General features: G+C 67.2%; 11 protein-coding genes, 4 pseudogenes and 1 CRISPR repeat array (1 of these 16 only partly in view). Of the genes and pseudogenes, 9 read left to right on the top strand and 6 right to left on the bottom strand.

The genetic code is table 11. From position 1 onward, the window contains the following. Positions 1 to 28: 28 nt before the first annotated feature. A pseudogene (locus EMA09_RS08275) lies at positions 29 to 670 on the top strand (IS630 family transposase); the annotation flags it as partial. A 47-nt stretch (positions 671 to 717) separates the two neighbouring features. Here EMA09_RS08275 and EMA09_RS08270 read toward each other — a convergent pair. Continuing rightward, positions 718 to 891: pseudogene (locus EMA09_RS08270) on the bottom strand (transposase); the annotation flags it as partial. Between the two features lie 80 nt (positions 892 to 971). On the opposite strand from EMA09_RS08270, the gene EMA09_RS08265 reads away from it, so the two are divergent. Continuing rightward, entirely contained in the window at positions 972 to 1,478 is a 507-nt protein-coding gene (locus tag EMA09_RS08265; protein ID WP_129840350.1) for a hypothetical protein, read from the top strand. Next, positions 1,450 to 2,088, top strand: coding sequence for a hypothetical protein (locus EMA09_RS08260; protein WP_129840348.1), 639 nt, complete (start codon positions 1,450 to 1,452; stop codon positions 2,086 to 2,088). The genes EMA09_RS08265 and EMA09_RS08260 overlap by 29 nt, the downstream gene beginning before the upstream one ends. Before the next feature lie 90 nt (positions 2,089 to 2,178). On the opposite strand, the gene EMA09_RS08255 is transcribed toward EMA09_RS08260, so the two are convergent. Next, positions 2,179 to 3,198 (bottom strand): DUF1173 family protein, encoded by a 1,020-nt coding sequence (locus EMA09_RS08255; RefSeq protein WP_129840346.1) that lies wholly within the window; start codon positions 3,196 to 3,198, stop codon positions 2,179 to 2,181. Here EMA09_RS08255 and EMA09_RS08250 point away from each other — a divergent pair. Further along, a complete protein-coding gene (locus tag EMA09_RS08250; RefSeq protein ID WP_129840344.1) occupies positions 3,197 to 3,583 on the top strand; it encodes an IS5 family transposase in 387 nt (128 codons plus the stop codon). The genes EMA09_RS08255 and EMA09_RS08250 overlap by 2 nt on opposite strands. On the opposite strand, the gene EMA09_RS08245 is transcribed toward EMA09_RS08250, so the two are convergent. After that, positions 3,573 to 4,775: an IS110 family transposase gene (locus EMA09_RS08245; protein ID WP_129840342.1), complete on the bottom strand. Its 1,203-nt coding sequence runs from the start codon at positions 4,773 to 4,775 to the stop codon at positions 3,573 to 3,575. The two genes, EMA09_RS08250 and EMA09_RS08245, sit on opposite strands and share 11 nt — an antisense overlap. A gap of 97 nt (positions 4,776 to 4,872) precedes the next feature. Here EMA09_RS08245 and EMA09_RS08240 point away from each other — a divergent pair, with 97 nt between their 5' ends. Beyond that, positions 4,873 to 5,508, top strand: a complete 636-nt coding sequence (locus EMA09_RS08240; protein ID WP_129840340.1) for an IS5 family transposase — start codon at positions 4,873 to 4,875, stop codon at positions 5,506 to 5,508. A gap of 54 nt (positions 5,509 to 5,562) precedes the next feature. Here EMA09_RS08240 and EMA09_RS29440 read toward each other — a convergent pair. The 3 genes and pseudogenes from EMA09_RS29440 to EMA09_RS08225 all read right to left on the bottom strand — a co-directional run. Continuing rightward, positions 5,563 to 5,673, bottom strand: a pseudogene (locus EMA09_RS29440) (DUF1173 family protein); the annotation flags it as partial. A gap of 157 nt (positions 5,674 to 5,830) precedes the next feature. After that, a complete protein-coding gene (locus EMA09_RS08230) occupies positions 5,831 to 7,486 on the bottom strand; it encodes a hypothetical protein (RefSeq protein WP_129840338.1) in 1,656 nt (551 codons plus the stop codon). A 3-nt stretch (positions 7,487 to 7,489) separates the two neighbouring features. Then, positions 7,490 to 7,861 (bottom strand): hypothetical protein, encoded by a 372-nt coding sequence (locus EMA09_RS08225; RefSeq protein WP_129840336.1) that lies wholly within the window; start codon positions 7,859 to 7,861, stop codon positions 7,490 to 7,492. A gap of 531 nt (positions 7,862 to 8,392) precedes the next feature. Here EMA09_RS08225 and EMA09_RS29435 point away from each other — a divergent pair. From EMA09_RS29435 to EMA09_RS08205, 4 genes and pseudogenes are all read left to right on the top strand, one after another. After that, a pseudogene (locus EMA09_RS29435) lies at positions 8,393 to 8,656 on the top strand (transposase family protein); the annotation flags it as partial. A 56-nt stretch (positions 8,657 to 8,712) separates the two neighbouring features. After that, positions 8,713 to 9,144: a transposase family protein gene (locus tag EMA09_RS08215; RefSeq protein ID WP_240796297.1), complete on the top strand. Its 432-nt coding sequence runs from the start codon at positions 8,713 to 8,715 to the stop codon at positions 9,142 to 9,144. A 293-nt stretch (positions 9,145 to 9,437) separates the two neighbouring features. Beyond that, complete coding sequence (locus EMA09_RS08210; protein ID WP_168220669.1) at positions 9,438 to 11,444, top strand: AAA family ATPase; 2,007 nt, start codon at positions 9,438 to 9,440, stop codon at positions 11,442 to 11,444. Then, complete coding sequence (locus tag EMA09_RS08205; protein WP_168220668.1) at positions 11,437 to 13,302, top strand: ATP-dependent helicase; 1,866 nt, start codon at positions 11,437 to 11,439, stop codon at positions 13,300 to 13,302. Before EMA09_RS08210 ends, EMA09_RS08205 begins: the two co-directional genes overlap by 8 nt. 491 nt (positions 13,303 to 13,793) lie before the next feature. Then, positions 13,794 to 14,860: a CRISPR direct-repeat array (repeat unit 30 nt; unit sequence GTTGGTACCCCTCGCAGGGGCGATGAGGAC); it runs 765 nt beyond the window's last position.

Below are 14,860 nucleotides of genomic sequence, written 5' to 3'. Positions count from 1 at the left end.
GCTGGCGTGTGCGGAGGGTGAGTCCAACATGGCGATCGCGGCCCGGCTGGGAGTGAACCGGGGCACCGTCGCCAAGTGGCGGACTCGGTTCCTGCGCGACCGTCTGGACGGGCTCGCCGACGAGCCGCGTCCCGGGGTGCCGCGGACCATCACCGACGCCCAGGTGGAAGACGTGGTGGTCCGCACCCGGGAGGAGACTCCGCCTGGCGGAACGCACTGGTCGAAGCGGGAGCTGGCCAAGGCGGTGGGCATTTCGCCCGCGAGCGTGCTGAGGATCTGGCATGCCTTCGGGCTGCAGCCGTGGCGGACAGAGACGTTCAAGACCTCCCCGGACCCGTTTTTGATCGACAAGGTCCGTGACGTCGTCGGTCTGTATCTGGCTCCGCCGGCGAACGCGGTGGTATCCGCAGTGGACGAGAAACCGCAGATCCAGGCTCTGAAGCGGACCGCGCCGGTGCTGCCGATGATCCCGGGTGTGCCCGAGCGCAGGAGCTTCGACTACGTCCGGCACGGCACCGTGGACCTGTTCGCCGCTTTGAACACCGCGACCGGCAAGGTGATCACCAAGCTGTCCGCGCAGCACCGGGCGGTGGACTTCCGTGACTTCCTCGACGAGATCGACCGCCAGGCCGACGAGGGCCTGGCGGTCCACGTGATCTGCGACAACCTCGCCACCCACAAGGCCCCGGTGGTGCACACATGGCTGCTGACACACCCCCGCTTCAGCCGCTTGCCAGCGGTCTGGAACGAGCCGAGCTCGTCAGGCAGGTCCCGCCAGGGTGTGTTGGTGCGGTACTTCCACGCAACGGCCTCGAGCGTGCGGCGGTGGTCGGCCCACCGCCGTCCACGGGCCGGATCAGCCGGCATCAGCGGCTCGATTCGGCCCCACATTGCATCAGTGATCACTAATCGAACAAGAACATCGGATCAACTGATGAGCCCATCAGAGAGATACGCTCAGTTGTGGGATCATGGCAACTGAGAGGAGACTCATGGGGTTGACAGTGGCTGATGTGCTGATCAGGCGTGGAGTTGCCGGACTGCCGAGCGTGTCCCGCTCGGATGTCCCCGGGAACTACCCGTACGAAGCGATCAGGGTGGCGAAGCTCATGCGCCTCGCTGGCTTGACCGTCGAGTTCGAGGACGAGAAGCCTGACCGTACCTACCTCACCCACGACGCCGCCGAGTTCTGGCTTCCGATCATTGAGTTCGCCAGGGACTTCGGGAAGGAGGCCGTGATCACAACGCTGACTGGCCTGGTCTCCTCCTACGCGACGATGAAGATCCTCAGGAGAGGCGATTCGTCCGGCGAAGAGGTGACTGTTCCGCCCCCCCTTCTACACGTGGAGGTGACCCGGCAGGGTGACCTGACCACCAAGCTGGTGCTGGACGGCCCGGCCGACTCGGTCCTCGAAGCGATTACCAAGATCGAGAGGTGGGGTTCTGAGGATGAACGCCGTCAGCTCCCCGAGGGATGAGAACGAGGTCTTCCAGCAGTGCCAGGTCGACCTTGAGCAGGCCAAAGCTGCCCGCCACCCCGATCCTGCTGCGCTAAAGATCCTGCGGAGGCTGAGGGGGGAGCTGCGGCAGGTAATGGACCGTTCCGAGGGGTACGACCTTGCCCTCTTCGACCGGGCTCATGAGCTGCTGGACGAGGTAGGCGGGTTTCTCAGGCGGGCCTATCCGAAGGCTTGCACCATGGCCTATCGCGACGGCGTCTACTATCGGGAGTGCCCAGTCGATCTTGGGCATCTTCGGGTCGGGTTTAGCGTGGAAACACGCGTGGACGAGCGGGAGTGCTCGATTTGCGGCCTTGATCCTGACGAATGCGATCACATCCCCGGTGAGTCGTACGAAGGCAGTGAATGCCTCACCATCATCACGAAGGCCCAGATCCTGGCAGTGGCTCTCGTCGCCAACCCGAGGTTCCGGGACGCGCGCTTCGGTAGCCTGTCACTCGGCACAACTACCGAGCTGCGTGCTGCTCTCGGGCCGAATTTCCGGCCGGGAGTGAGGCTCAGCTGCGATAAGTGCCTCGCGGGATGCCCTGGCCTCAACCGAAGCTTCGATGGGGCGACACACGGCTGATCGACATCAACTGGCCGGACCAGACTCGGCGCTGCTGCGGAGATGCGCTTCCGCGTGCTGGTCGTTCTCGTGGTGCATTCAAGAGCTGCTTCATTCCCGTGGCTGGTGACCCCAGCTCACCGCCACTTCGAGGTTAGGTGCCAGATCCGGTAGCGGCTCGGTGACGCTCCACTCGATCACCGGAATGTTGTGAGCGCGATAGTACGTCTGCTTGGCTCGCTTGCGTTCCCGATAGCAGCTCAGATTGCTCATGCCGTAGACCTCGACGTAGACCGGACCCGATGGCTCGTCCGTAAGGACGAAATCAGGGAAGACGCCGTCGGTGATGTCGTAGCGCAGGGGCTTGATGAAGCGACGCCCGGCGGCAGACAAGGCACCGGCCATGCGGATCTCGTGGGAGGAGTCCGCCGGCACATAGCTGCGGGTGGAAAGCATGGCAGCGAGGTCGTCGATCAGGAGGTAGCCCTTCGCGCTGCGGCGTACGAGCAGAAGAATGACGCGCCGACAAGAGCCGTCGATGGCTGCGGGGGAGAAGGCCGAGCGGTAGGAACGCCGCGTCCGCTCGACCAGCGCGGTGGTGGCGAACAGCGGCGTGGCAAGGTGACAGAGCCGGAATCGTACGCTGTGCTGGGACGGAGCCGTGTCCCTGAGTTCACCGAGAACCAGTCCGCGGTGTTCCATGCCGCGATGGTTACCGAGGCGGCTACGGAAGTCGTCAAAGTCCCGAGCGTTGACATCGGCGCTTGAGGGACGGTACGGCGGAACTACGTAGAGGACCTCGCTGAGCGCCTGACCGCTCACCGAGCAGTCGCCGACCGCACGCTGGAGGCGCGAGCGGCAGGTTGACCAGCTTCGGTGCCATGACGGATGCCATTGGTTCAGCTGGGCTTGTTCCCAGAGGTAGTGGAGGAGGCCCAGGAGGCTGATCGCTCCGCGGGCGGTCTGAAGCCGATCATGCGGCGGGTCTCCGGCGGCATGCCGGTCCGGTGACGACGTCCGGGTCGTCAGTGGTTGCATCAGTCGGATGGAGGTACCGGTCCCGTCATCCAGGATCGCTCGATCGGTGTAGTGGGAGCGTCCGCTAGGCGGTGTCTTCAAAAGATCTTGCATGGTGGATCATGGTTGGGTGATACGTCGCCATGAACTGTCGGATGCCGAGTGGGAGTTCGTCCGGCCGCTGTTGCCCGTGTCGGTGCGGGGTAGGAAGCGGTCGGACGACCGTACGGTGCTCAACGGGATCGTGTGGAAGTTCCGCACCGGGACCGCTTGGCGTGACGTGCCCGAGCGGTACGGTCCGTGGGCCACATTGCACACCCGGTTCCGCCGGTGGGCACTGGACGGCACGTTCGAGCGGATGCTCCGAGCCGCCCAGGCCCGGGCGGATGCAGCCGGGGACATCGACTGGCTCGTGTCGGTCGACTCCACCGTCGTCCGTGCCCACCAGCACGCCGCCGGGGCGCGAAAAGGTGCCTCTATGGGTTTCGTCAAGCTGTAGCCGGGGCGGGTGACTGGTAGAAGGTGCCGTCTCGGAGCATTGCGAAGAGGACGTCGATGCGGCGTCGGGCGAGTGCGACGAGGGCTGCGACATGGTGTTTGCCCTCGCGGCGTTTCCGGTCGTAATAAGCACGGGACTCGGGCTGGGAGAGCGAGGCGAATGCGGCCAGATAGAAGGCCCGTTTGAGCTGCTTGTTGCCGCGTCGTGAAGGATGTTCACCGCGGATGGAGGAGCCGGAGCTCCTTGTCACGGGTGCCAGGCCGGCGTAGGCGGCGAGGTGGCCGGCGGTGGCGAAGCCGCTGCCGTCACCGACGTCGATGAGGGTTCGGGCTGCGGTCCTGACCCCGATGCCAGGCATCGAGATCAGGACTGGGGAAAGAGGGTGGGCCTCCAGAAGCTCTTCGATCCTTGCTGCGAGGAGTTTGCGCTGGTCAAGGACGGACGTGAGGGAACTGGCGAGGCTGGGGACGATCAGTGCGGCCGCGTCGGTGCCCGGGACGACGACGGTCTGTTCGTCGAGTGCGGTGAAGATGTCCTCCACCAGCCGCTCGGCCATCCGCGGTGCCTTCGGCCGTATCAGAGTGACCAGTCGTCGCCTTCCGGCTTTGCGAATCTGAGCCGGGGAACCGAACCGCTCCAGCAGCCTGAGCACGGCCGGGTGCTGAATCCGTGGGCCCAAGACCCGTTCCAGTGATGGATGGATCTGAGTGAGCAGGCCGCGGAGCCGGTTGGCGATCCGGGTGGACTCGCCCGCCAGGTCGTCGTCGAAGCCCGCGATCATCGCGAGCTCGGCGACCGTCTCATCAGCGGGATCGACTGCCCGCAGGGTGTGGGGCATCGCTCTGGCAGCGTCCGCGATGATGAACGCGTCACGGGCATCGGTCTTGGCTTCACCAGGGTAAAGATCGGCGATCCGCCGCATGGTCAGCCCGGGCAAGTAGGCGACCTGGCAGCCTGCATCCCGGGCGACTGTCAGGGGCAGAGCTCCGATGGAAGCCGGCTGGTCGACGACCACCAGCACGGTCCCGTGCTTGGCCCGCAGCTTGTCGAACAGCTCCCGCAGCCTCGGCTCGCTGTTGGGCAACGGCTTGTCGAACACCTTCTTCCCAGCGCGATTGACAGCGGCGGCGTGATGTTCGCCCTTGCCGACATCCAGCCCCAGATAGACACCGATGACAGATTCATCCGTCACGACCGTCGCTCCCGCCCTCACCTGTTCCCCGGCCTCACCTGCGGCATCAGCATGCCGGCATCCACGTTACGAAGAGACTGCCGTACCCGGCTGAGGGATCGGCGCTCGTGCCTCTAATCAGCGCTCTGCCAATGCCTCCGACACCGGCGACACCACCTTTTCGATCATCTCGACTGGGGGCTCAAGTCATACCGGGGCCGAAGGCCGGGAGCCTCCTTGCGAGGCCACGAAGAAGGTAACGGGGCTCCGCGACCCCGCGCTCGGACGCTCCAGAGGTGGCCTGACCAGCAAGATCCACCTGGCGTGCGATGCTGTGGGGCGTCCGCTCGCCTTCACCGTCACTGGCGGGAACACCAACGACTGCACCCAGTTCACGACCGTGATGGAGGCGATACGGGTGCCTCGCCTCGGCCCGGGACGGCCACGGAACCGGCCCGACCACATCCTGGGCGACAAGGGCTACAGCTCCAGGGCCATCCGCGACTGGCTCAGGCAGCGGAGCATCGGCCACACCATCCCGGAACGGGCCGACCAGATCCGCAACCGGCTCCGGCGCGGCAGCCGCGGCGGACGACCGCCAGCCTTCGACAAACGCCTCTACAAGCAGCGCAACGAAGTCGAACGCTGTTTCAACCGCTTGAAGCAATGGCGAGGCATCGCCACCCGCTACGACAAGACCATCGAGTCCTACCAAGCAGCCGTCACCCTCGCCTCGCTCCTGATGTGGGCCTGACATTTGAAGACAACCCCTAAGGCTCGGGGCCGTCTTGTGGAAGGGGCAGTCCGGGGCGTGGTGGTGGCCGTCGTCAGGCCATCCGGCGAGGTGGTATCGGCCGGCCCGGACGCGCACCACCAGCTTGAGGCCGCGGGGCTGACAGAGACACTCGGCGTGCCCCACCTCGGACTTGGCCCGATCGAGCAGACGGACATAGCGGGCGGGACTGTTCCGGACGGCGGTGAGCGGTGCGGTGCGGTCGGCGAGGCGAACCAGGATGGTCCTCTCGCCGCTGCGGACTGCGGTCGTTGGGCGGAGCAGCGATCGGTCCTCTCGTCGGTCACAGGGTCGGGCGCCGAGGGGGCGGGGTGTGTGCGCCGGGCAGCCTTTCGGAGTGTTGGTCGGTGAGCCCCTGGTTGCGTACGAGGCCTCGGCGGGCGACCGGCATGCGGTGGGCGGGCATCCAGCGCTCTTGCGCCTTCGCGAACGCCCGGCTTGCGGGAAGGGGTGGCGGAGGCGGGCCGGGAGCGACCATGTGGCGAACGAGCGCGTCGAGACGTGCTCGTGGCGTATCGGCTCCCACAGCCATGGCCGCGCCGGCCATCAACTGGGCGCCTCGTTTGGCGTTGTCAGCGGCAGCGTGGAAGACGTCGAGGAGGTGGTCGAGACGGTCGGCCGAGAGGGCAAACCAGCGGGTTCTCGGTGAGGGGCGACGGCCGGAGTGAGTGACGAGGTTGTGCTTGATCTCGTCGAGGAGGTAGGGGGCTGCCTGAGCGAAATGCTGGCCGAGGGCCGGTAGGCGGTGGAGGTCGCGCAGCAGCGGACCGATCCGGACGGTGTTGAGGATGTCGGCACTGAGCCGGGGCTGCGGGGGCGGCATGGTGGGGTCCCAGCGGGGGCCGTACAGGAGCTGGCCGACGCACAGGCTCGCCGTGTGGACGCTGATGGTGGCCGGATGTGGCTGGGTCCGGGGCATCAAGGCCACCTGTCCGGTGCGAATGTGGATGTCGCTGAAGCGCGGCAGTGCCGGGTGTTCGCGAGGGTCGGTGAGATCGACAACGCTCCGGAGAGCGTCCGTGACTAGCTGCCAACCCTGTGCCACCTCGCGCAGGCCGCCGGCCGTGCGCCGCAGGCGATCGGCGAGTTCGGGGGGCTGATCACCGGCGAGGTGCAGGAGGAGCCGGCCGATGAGCAGGTGGCCGTGCGCGAGGCTGCGCCCGATCTGCCGGAGATCCGAGCCACTGAGCGGAGTTCCCGTCCTGCGGCTTGCCTGGAACACAGCGCGGATGACGCGGTCGCACTCCTCTCCGATGCGATCCAGGGCACTCGGAAGGTCTGGCTGAGGCGTAGGACCGACCGCGAGCGCCGGAGCGACGGACAGCTCGCCGAACTCCACCAGTCGTTCCTTGTTGGCCTCCCGCCCGAGGACCACGGAACGGTGCAACGCCTGGTGAGCGAGACGGAGATTGCCGCTCACTCCGGAGATGTAGCTGATGTCGGCCAGGCGCTCGATGAAGCTACCCAGTTCCCACGCCAGGTCGGTCACACGGAAGAAGACATACCTCTGCGCGCCGCCGCTGGCCAAGAGGTAAAGGTACGGCGTTACTGGATCGCCGTCGGGGCCGCGATGGGTCCTCATCAGGTCTCGGGAGGCCCCGAGATGGGTTGCCGCGACCTGGAGGTGGATGGCGGGTTCGCCGGCCGGCCCGCTGTTCACCGACGACCGCGCCAGGGCTTCGGCCACATGGCGATCCGCGACCGCGAAGTAGGTCCGGATGTCGGCGAGGGGTCGGCTCATCAACGAGCCAGGCCCCGGCGCCTTCGCGGCGTCCCGGGCGAAGACGTCGGGGTAGGCGCGCAGGCCGGCGAAGAACTCCTGCGCCTGGAAGAGGAGCGTGCGGGCCTGACCCGGCTCGGGGAAGGCGGGGAGAGACCGCGTCGCCGCACGCAGTGCCTCGACGGAAGCGTCGAATGCCGAACTGAGGGTTGCCGGCACGCGTCAGGACGCCCGGATCGACTCGAGCGACTGCGCCGCCTCCAACGCAAGAGCTGCAGCGCTGAGCGCCGTCTCCCCCGGCACCTCAGCGTTGCCACTCAGCGCGGTGAGCGCCCGATGGACATGCCGTAGAAGTTCCGCGGCGGCCCTCAGGGCCTCTTCAGGGGGATCGGGCAGTGTCGGGGAGGTGCTCGCCTGGGGAGGGAAGAACATGGCTCGCCCCGCAGCGCACCTCTCGGCGGCATAGAGCGCCTGGAGCTCGTCGAACCCCTCCGCCCAGGCGACCGCATCGGCGGCACGCTCCCCCAGATCGAACGCTTCCCAACTGGCATTGAGTACGTCGATGGGCTGATCGCTGCCCAACGCATCGTGCAAGCCAGCCAGGAGAGAGGGAACGGCCATAAACGCCTCGCAAGGTGTAAGGGGTGAACGTTCGGACGCCATTTTCCTATGTAAATGGCCCGGGTGGTGAATATTGGCGCGTCACTGGAAAGAGTGAAATATCGCCGCGGGTCCGGGACCGGATGTCTGCGAGCTGCTGAACGCTCAACGTTTCGACTACGGCACGAGTCCCTGGTCGTGCGGGTTGCCTCCGATGCCCTCGTCCTCGAAGAGGGCTCGACCTGGGGGGCACAGTTGGCCCTCGCCTCACAGGAATGATGAGGACGATCATCAGTCCCGCGGTTCCCTGCCGGGCATCGAGGTGCCCTCGAAGCGGAGATGTGAATCTGCCCGGCTGCAGCCTGACGGGCCAGGAAGGGCGCGTTGGCCCCCCACGGCGCCGATGAGGACGCCAGACCGAGGGGGAGCAGTTGGTACCCCTCGCAGGGGCGATGACGACTAACGAGCTCGTGCATGGTTGGCGGTGGCGCTTCGAAACCGTGATCGTTGATCTTGGAGCGGGTAGTGGGGAGTCAGGTACATGCAGCGATCGTTCGAAGTCGGCGGATCACGGGGCTGACGCCTAATGTGTTCGCTGAACTCATCGCTCAAGTTGGTCCGTTGTGGCACGAGCGGCACCGGGCCGTGTTGACGTCACGCCCTCGCCGTCGGGCCGTCGGTGCCGGGGCGAGGCACAAGCTGGTCTTCGTCGATCGCCTGTTGGCCACCCTCATCCACCTCCGGCACGGTGCCACCCACGACGTACTGGCCTGCTGGTTCGCCGTGGACCGCTCCGCCATCACGCGCGCAATCGGTGAAGTACAACCACTGCTGGCGATTCGGGGTTGCACCGTCGCGCCCGACGTCCGACTGCGCACGCTCGCCGCGAGGTCGTCGACCATCTCGGCGCGAGCGGTCAGACCGGGATCATCGATGGCACCGAGATCCGGGTGCGTCGTCCGGCGGCCGGGCGCAAGGACCGCGGGAAGTTCATCTCCGGCAAGAACGAGCAGAACGCAGTCAAGTCCATGGTCGTCACGGACGCCGAGGGACGCCTGCTGTTCTGCGGCCCGGCCGTGCCGGCAAGCTGCGCGGATATCACCCATGCCCGGCAGTTGGGCCTGGTCGAGCTCCTGGCCGAGGGGCCAGGCGTGGAGATCCTCGCCGACGCCGGCTTTCAGGGGCTGGGCGCGCAGACCGGCGGCCGCGTGGTGACGCCACCGCACCGCAAGTTCAAGAGGAACCCGCCGGACCGGTACGAGGAGATGTACCAATGACAGCGCAAGGCGCACTCCTCGCGTCGCATCCGGGTCGAGGACGCCAACGCCCACCTGGAAAACTGGCGGACCCTCGCCCGCCACCACGGTCGTCGCGAGCACATGTCCGATACCGCCCAGTCCGTCGCCGGACTGCTCTCACACCTAGCAGTTGCTGTGAAGGAGCCGGAGGCACGACAGAATCGCCTGTCAGGCGGGACTGAGGTTCCCGGACACCGGGAATTCGCCCGCCGACGCATGCGGCCCTGGAATGATGAATCAACACATCGCACGAGATGGCCAGAAGGGGACGCATGGGCCTGCACATTTCGCGGATCGAGATACGCAACTTCCGCAACTTCCAGCACTTGGTCATCGACGACTTTCCCGCCCACGCGGTGATCGTCGGTGAGAACGGCGTCGGCAAGTCGAATCTGTTGGAAGCGATCCGCCTGGTCCTCGACCCGTCCGTCTCCGACGCCCGGCGCATGCTGCGCGAGGAAGACGTCTGGGAAGGGCACTCCGCAGGCCTCGCCGGCGGAGCAGAAGTGACCATCGTGGTCGAGCTGCGCGGCTTCGACGACGACGACGACGCCAAGAGCCTCCTATCCAGCGCCGCGGTGGGTTTCGATCCCTACGTAGCCCGGCTGACCTACCGCTTCGCCCCGCGCACAGAAGTAGCAACCACCGACGGCCCACGGGTGCAACCCACCGGCCGGCCGCTGACCGCCAAGGACTACGACGTCGTCGTCTTCGCCGGCGCCGGCGCCGGCGAAGACGACGGCAAGACCAATGACGTGCGCGCCATCCGCCGCGAGGTGGCCCTGCGCGTTCTGCCCGCCCTGCGCGACGCCGAAGCAGATCTGCACAACTGGCGGCGCAGCCCGATGCGGGATCTCCTCGAACGACTTCCCCTGGACCCGGTGAACCTGGAAGCCACCGCCTCGGCGATCGCCACCGCTGTCCACCAGCTCACCGAGGACGACAACGTGACCAAGCTGGAGGAGCACCTGACGGACCGGCTGGGAGACATGTTCGGGCCGCGCCTGGCCCCCCAGCCCACCCTCGGCTTCGCCTCCTCCAAGCCGGACGAATTGATACGCGCCGTACGTCTGTTCTTCGACGCGGCCCGCCGCAGGAGCATCTCCGACACCAGCCTGGGCAGCGCCAATGTCATCTACCTCGGGCTGCTGCTGGAAGCCCTCAGCCAGCAGCGACTCGACGAGGAATTCATCGCCCCCCTGGTCGCCGTGGAAGAGCCCGAAGCACACCTCCACGTCACACTCCAGCGGCACCTCTTCCGGTATCTGCTGCGCACCGGGCCGTCGCTCATCCTCACCACCCACAGCCCTCACATCGCCGCCGTCGCCCCGGTCCGTTCCTTCATCGTGCTGCGCGCCACGGAGAACGGCACGACCGGCGCCACCACGGCCGCCCTCCCCGTCAGCAGCGAGGAAGCCGCGGACCTAGAGCGCTACCTCGACGTCAGCCGTGCCGAGATCCTCTTCGCCTCCGCCGTGGTGCTGGTCGAAGGACTGGCCGAGCTGTACATCCTCCCCGCCCTGGCCCAAGCCGCCGGGTTCGACCTCGACGCCTACGGCACCGTGGTGGCCAGCGCCCACGGCACCGACTTCAAGCCCTACCGGGTGCTCCTCGGCCCGACGGGCCTTGACACCGCCCATGTGGTCGTCACCGACGGAGACGCCGCCGCCGACAAGCGTGGTGTGCGGGAAGCCGGCCTGAAGCGGGGCGCGAAACTCCACCCGGAGGAATCCCGCGGCGAGGCACTCCTGGCCCAGATCGCTCTCCTTCCGGAGACCGGTGCAGCCGACTACAAAACGACCCGCGATCCCCTCGCGGCGGAGCTCCAGGGCCACGGCATCTACATCGGCGCCCAGACCCTAGAGACCGACCTGTGTTCCCTGTTTGGCGAAGAGATCCTCCAGGCTTTCGAGGAGCTGAACACCAGCACCACCGCGCGAGACGACGTGAGCCGCGGGGTCGCCAACGAACGGAGCACGACCGTCGACCTTGAGCTACGGAAAAAGATGCTCAAGCGGATCGGCGCCCTCGGCAAGGGCCGCTTCGCACAGCGCCTCGCCTCACACATCGCACAGGTCAACCTGCAAGAACGCATCCGAGCTGCGACCCAGACCCCCTGGCACCTTCCACTTGACGAGCAGGCCCTGCGCCGCCTGGGCGCGGCTTCCTACATCTTCCTCGCCATGGAACGCATCAGCCTTGCGGCCCGTGAAACGTCACTGTTCCCCGCTTCCACGGCGCCGCACGTCGACGGGCAGGGCAGTGATGCAGGTGAGTGACACCCTCCTCGCGGAGCTCGACAGTCTGCACCCCAGGCAACGGGCCGCCGTTCTCCACGACGGCAACGTCGTTCTGCGGGCCGGCCCTGGGAGCGGGAAGACGCACACCCTCGTCGCCCGGATCGCCTACGTGCTCCAGACGCAGATCTCGTCCTTCCGCGGCGTGGCCTGCATCACCTACACCAACCCGGCGGCCGAGGAGATCCGGCGCCGCGTCCACCGCAGCGGCGTACGCGCCGAGGGGCGGATCACCTGCTCCACCGTGCACGCCTTCTGCCTGAACGAGATCCTGCGCGCCTTCGGACACCTGACCGGGCAGCCCGCGCCTGAGGCGGGACAAGTCCTCAGCAAGGCGGCCATCGAGGCGCTCCTGCAGCGCTGCTTCGACCAGGTCGGCATCGGCGAGGTCCTCGCGCAGCACCGCGTGCCCCAGAGCACCAAGATCCGCAGGGCACTGGCCTGCAACGAGGCCCTGGACAGCTTCGATTCGCGGGAATTTGAAGCCGCACGCCTTTACGACGAACAGCTCATCCTCCGAGGTCAGATCGACTTCGAGGCCATGGTCATCCGGGCCGTGCGCCTCGTCAGGGAGCACGCACATGTCCGCGACCTCCTGCGTGCCCGCTTCCCCCACCTCGTCGTCGACGAGTACCAAGACCTCGGCGGAGTCCTGCACGAACTCGTCCTCGCCCTGCGCGACCTGGCCGGCATCACCGTCTTCGCCGTCGGGGACACCGACCAGTCTGTCTACGGCTTCACCGGTGCCGACGCCAAGTACCTGACCGAACTTGCAGACCGAAAGGACTTCCGCGATTTCGAACTCGAGGTCAACTATCGCAGCGGCCAGGACATCATCACCGCCGCCGAAGCCGCCCTCGGGCATTCCCGAGGCCGCCTCGCCCGCGAAGGCGCACCCCCCGGCGACGTCAACCTCGTTCGAGTCGAGGGAGGCCTCCAGGACCACGCCAGAGTGACCTGCAACCTCGTCAAACAGGCGCAGGACAAGGGCATCAGCCGCGAGCGGATCGCCATCCTCTACCCCGCTCGCGGTCGCCTGCTCGACGACGTACGCCATGAGCTCACCCGACGCGAGCTGGACTTCCGGCACGAGGGTGACGACAAACTGCCCGCCGGCAGTCTCTCCCGCTTCGTCCAGCGCTGTGCGGCCCGCGCCGTCACCAACTACCAGATCCACGCCGCACCCGGCGCTGACCGCGCCGACATGCTGCGCCGTGCGCAAGCACCGTCCCTTGCCTCCCTTGCCCGCGCTCTCACCACACTGCGCACCGAGGCTCAGCTCGCCCCGCCTCCCTCGCGGCTCTTCCTGCCCAGGGCTCTGCAACTGTGCCTCGACCCGGGGGAGCTCTACCCCGCCGACGCCCCGGCCCTCGTCTGGCTGGAGCAGCTACGCGCCAGCTTGGCTCTCGACGAGGTAGCCGCAAGGCACCCCGATCAGGACAACAGGAGCAGCCTCGACAGCCTGGCCCGCCTGTGCCAGTCCAAGGACCATGTGCTGCAGGACCTCGCGCGCGGCGAGGAAGTCGTCGGGAAGGTCCTGCTCGCCACCTACCACGCGGCCAAGGGCCGAGAGTTCGACACCGTGATCCTGCCGGGCCTTCTCCAAGGCCTCATTCCGCGCGACATCCCTATCGGCGGGAAAAAATGGCGGAAGCCCACGGAAGCGGAGCTCGAGGAGCAAAGGCGCACCTTCTACGTCGCCCTCACCCGTGCCGAGTCGACCGTGACCATGATCGTCGGCCCCGGGTACGAGACCAAGAACGGATACTGGAAGTCCTGTGGACCCTCAGCCTTCGTGATCGAGATGGAACGGCGCCTCTTTCCCAAGGAAGAGATCTGACCAGGCGGGCGCACCCGGTCCCGGTCCGTCACTCCGCCCCCTGACTATGGTGGTCACCATGGCACTGGGGGACATGCTTTCAAGCTCAGCACCACCCGCCGTCCCGCGGTGGGCACGTCGGCAGGAAAAACGCAGGTAGGAGCTATGCACCCGCCCTGACCAGGCTCCGCAGTCCGGACAAGTAGAGCCGGCCGTCGTCCGGCGGGCCTCGATCCGTAACTCCTTGATGTTCACGTCCACCGACAGCACCGCCACGTCCGCGATCGACGGGAACAGTAGCTCCTCCAACCGGAGCAGCGTCTCTTCCACGGCGCTGAACTGTCGACCACACCAAGATCACTACAGATCATTTTCGGGCAACTTCCCGGAGGTCGGCTCCAGCCTCAGTAGGCACTCACCGTGGACGCTTCACGGAAACTGAGCCAGAACCACAACTGCTCGATAAAGCCAGGCGACCGAGGAGACCGCACCGTGACCACTGCCTACCAACAGTTAGTACCCCTCGCAGGGGCGATGAGGACTCCACGCCCGCGTGTACGTCGGCGACCGGGAGATCACGTTGGTACCCCTCGCAGGGGCGATGAGGACCGGCGCTTCAGCTCGTCCTCCGTCACCACCTCCACGCGTTGGTACCCCTCGCAGGGGCGATGAGGACCGTGAACGGGGGCGCGCTGGACAGGCAGACGGTGCTGTTGGTACCCCTCGCAGGGGCGATGAGGACTCGCCGCCGTCGCCGCCCTCGGCGCCCGCATCCGGTTGGTACCCCTCGCAGGGGCGATGAGGACACGCCGGCCGCAGCCCCCTCCCCTCGCTCGACGACCAGTTGGTACCCCTCGCAGGGGCGATGAGGACCAGCGAGTCCCGGCTGTCGAGCCCGTCGGCGAGCTGTTGGTACCCCTCGCAGGGGCGATGAGGACGCCTGGTGGCGACCGTCGCCGTCCGGCCGATCCCCGCAGGTTGGTACCCCTCGCAGGGGCGATGAGGACCGGCCAGCCTCGGCTGGTGGCGCGCACCCGGGCAGAGGTTGGTACCCCTCGCAGGGGCGATGAGGACACGACCAGCGGGGCGGGACGACCGGCCCCTCGTCGACCAGTTGGTACCCCTCGCAGGGGCGATGAGGACCATGGGCGAGCCCGTGGGCATCTGGGGCGGGCGCGAGTTGGTACCCCTCGCAGGGGCGATGAGGACGTCACCGCCCGCGCGGTCCTGGACCACGCCGCGGCGTTGGTACCCCTCGCAGGGGCGATGAGGACCCGATGAGGCCCGGGTGCACGCCCTTCCGGAGCGGCAGTTGGTACCCCTCGCAGGGGCGATGAGGACAGGTCGGACGCCACGACAGGAGCTATGGCCGTGGCAGGTTGGTACCCCTCGCAGGGGCGATGAGGACCACGCCGCCGCCGGCCACGGACCCCACACCCACCGAGTTGGTACCCCTCGCAGGGGCGATGAGGACGCCTGCCGCCGCAGGTGGCCGCGCCGTCCGGCCGACGAGTTGGTACCCCTCGCAGGGGCGATGAGGACTGGTGGCCGGCGGCGATCAGGTCGCCCGCGGCCTCGG

The organism is Streptomyces sp. RFCAC02 (assembly GCF_004193175.1).
GTDB lineage: Bacteria > Actinomycetota > Actinomycetes > Streptomycetales > Streptomycetaceae > Streptomyces.
The sequence above is the reverse complement of the archived record's forward strand: the minus strand, read 5'-3'. Positions and strand labels throughout refer to the sequence as shown.

Excerpts from the sequence above, each read along its gene's own strand:
- EMA09_RS08255 (WP_129840346.1), bottom strand. The coding sequence starts at position 3,198 with ATGCAAGATCTTTTGAAGACACCGCCTAGCGGACGCTCCCACTACACC.
- EMA09_RS08250 (WP_129840344.1), top strand. The coding sequence starts at position 3,197 with ATGGTGGATCATGGTTGGGTGATACGTCGCCATGAACTGTCGGATGCC.
- EMA09_RS08210 (WP_168220669.1), top strand. The coding sequence starts at position 9,438 with ATGGGCCTGCACATTTCGCGGATCGAGATACGCAACTTCCGCAACTTC.
- EMA09_RS08260 (WP_129840348.1), top strand. The coding sequence starts at position 1,450 with ATGAACGCCGTCAGCTCCCCGAGGGATGAGAACGAGGTCTTCCAGCAG.
- EMA09_RS08265 (WP_129840350.1), top strand. The coding sequence starts at position 972 with ATGGCAACTGAGAGGAGACTCATGGGGTTGACAGTGGCTGATGTGCTG.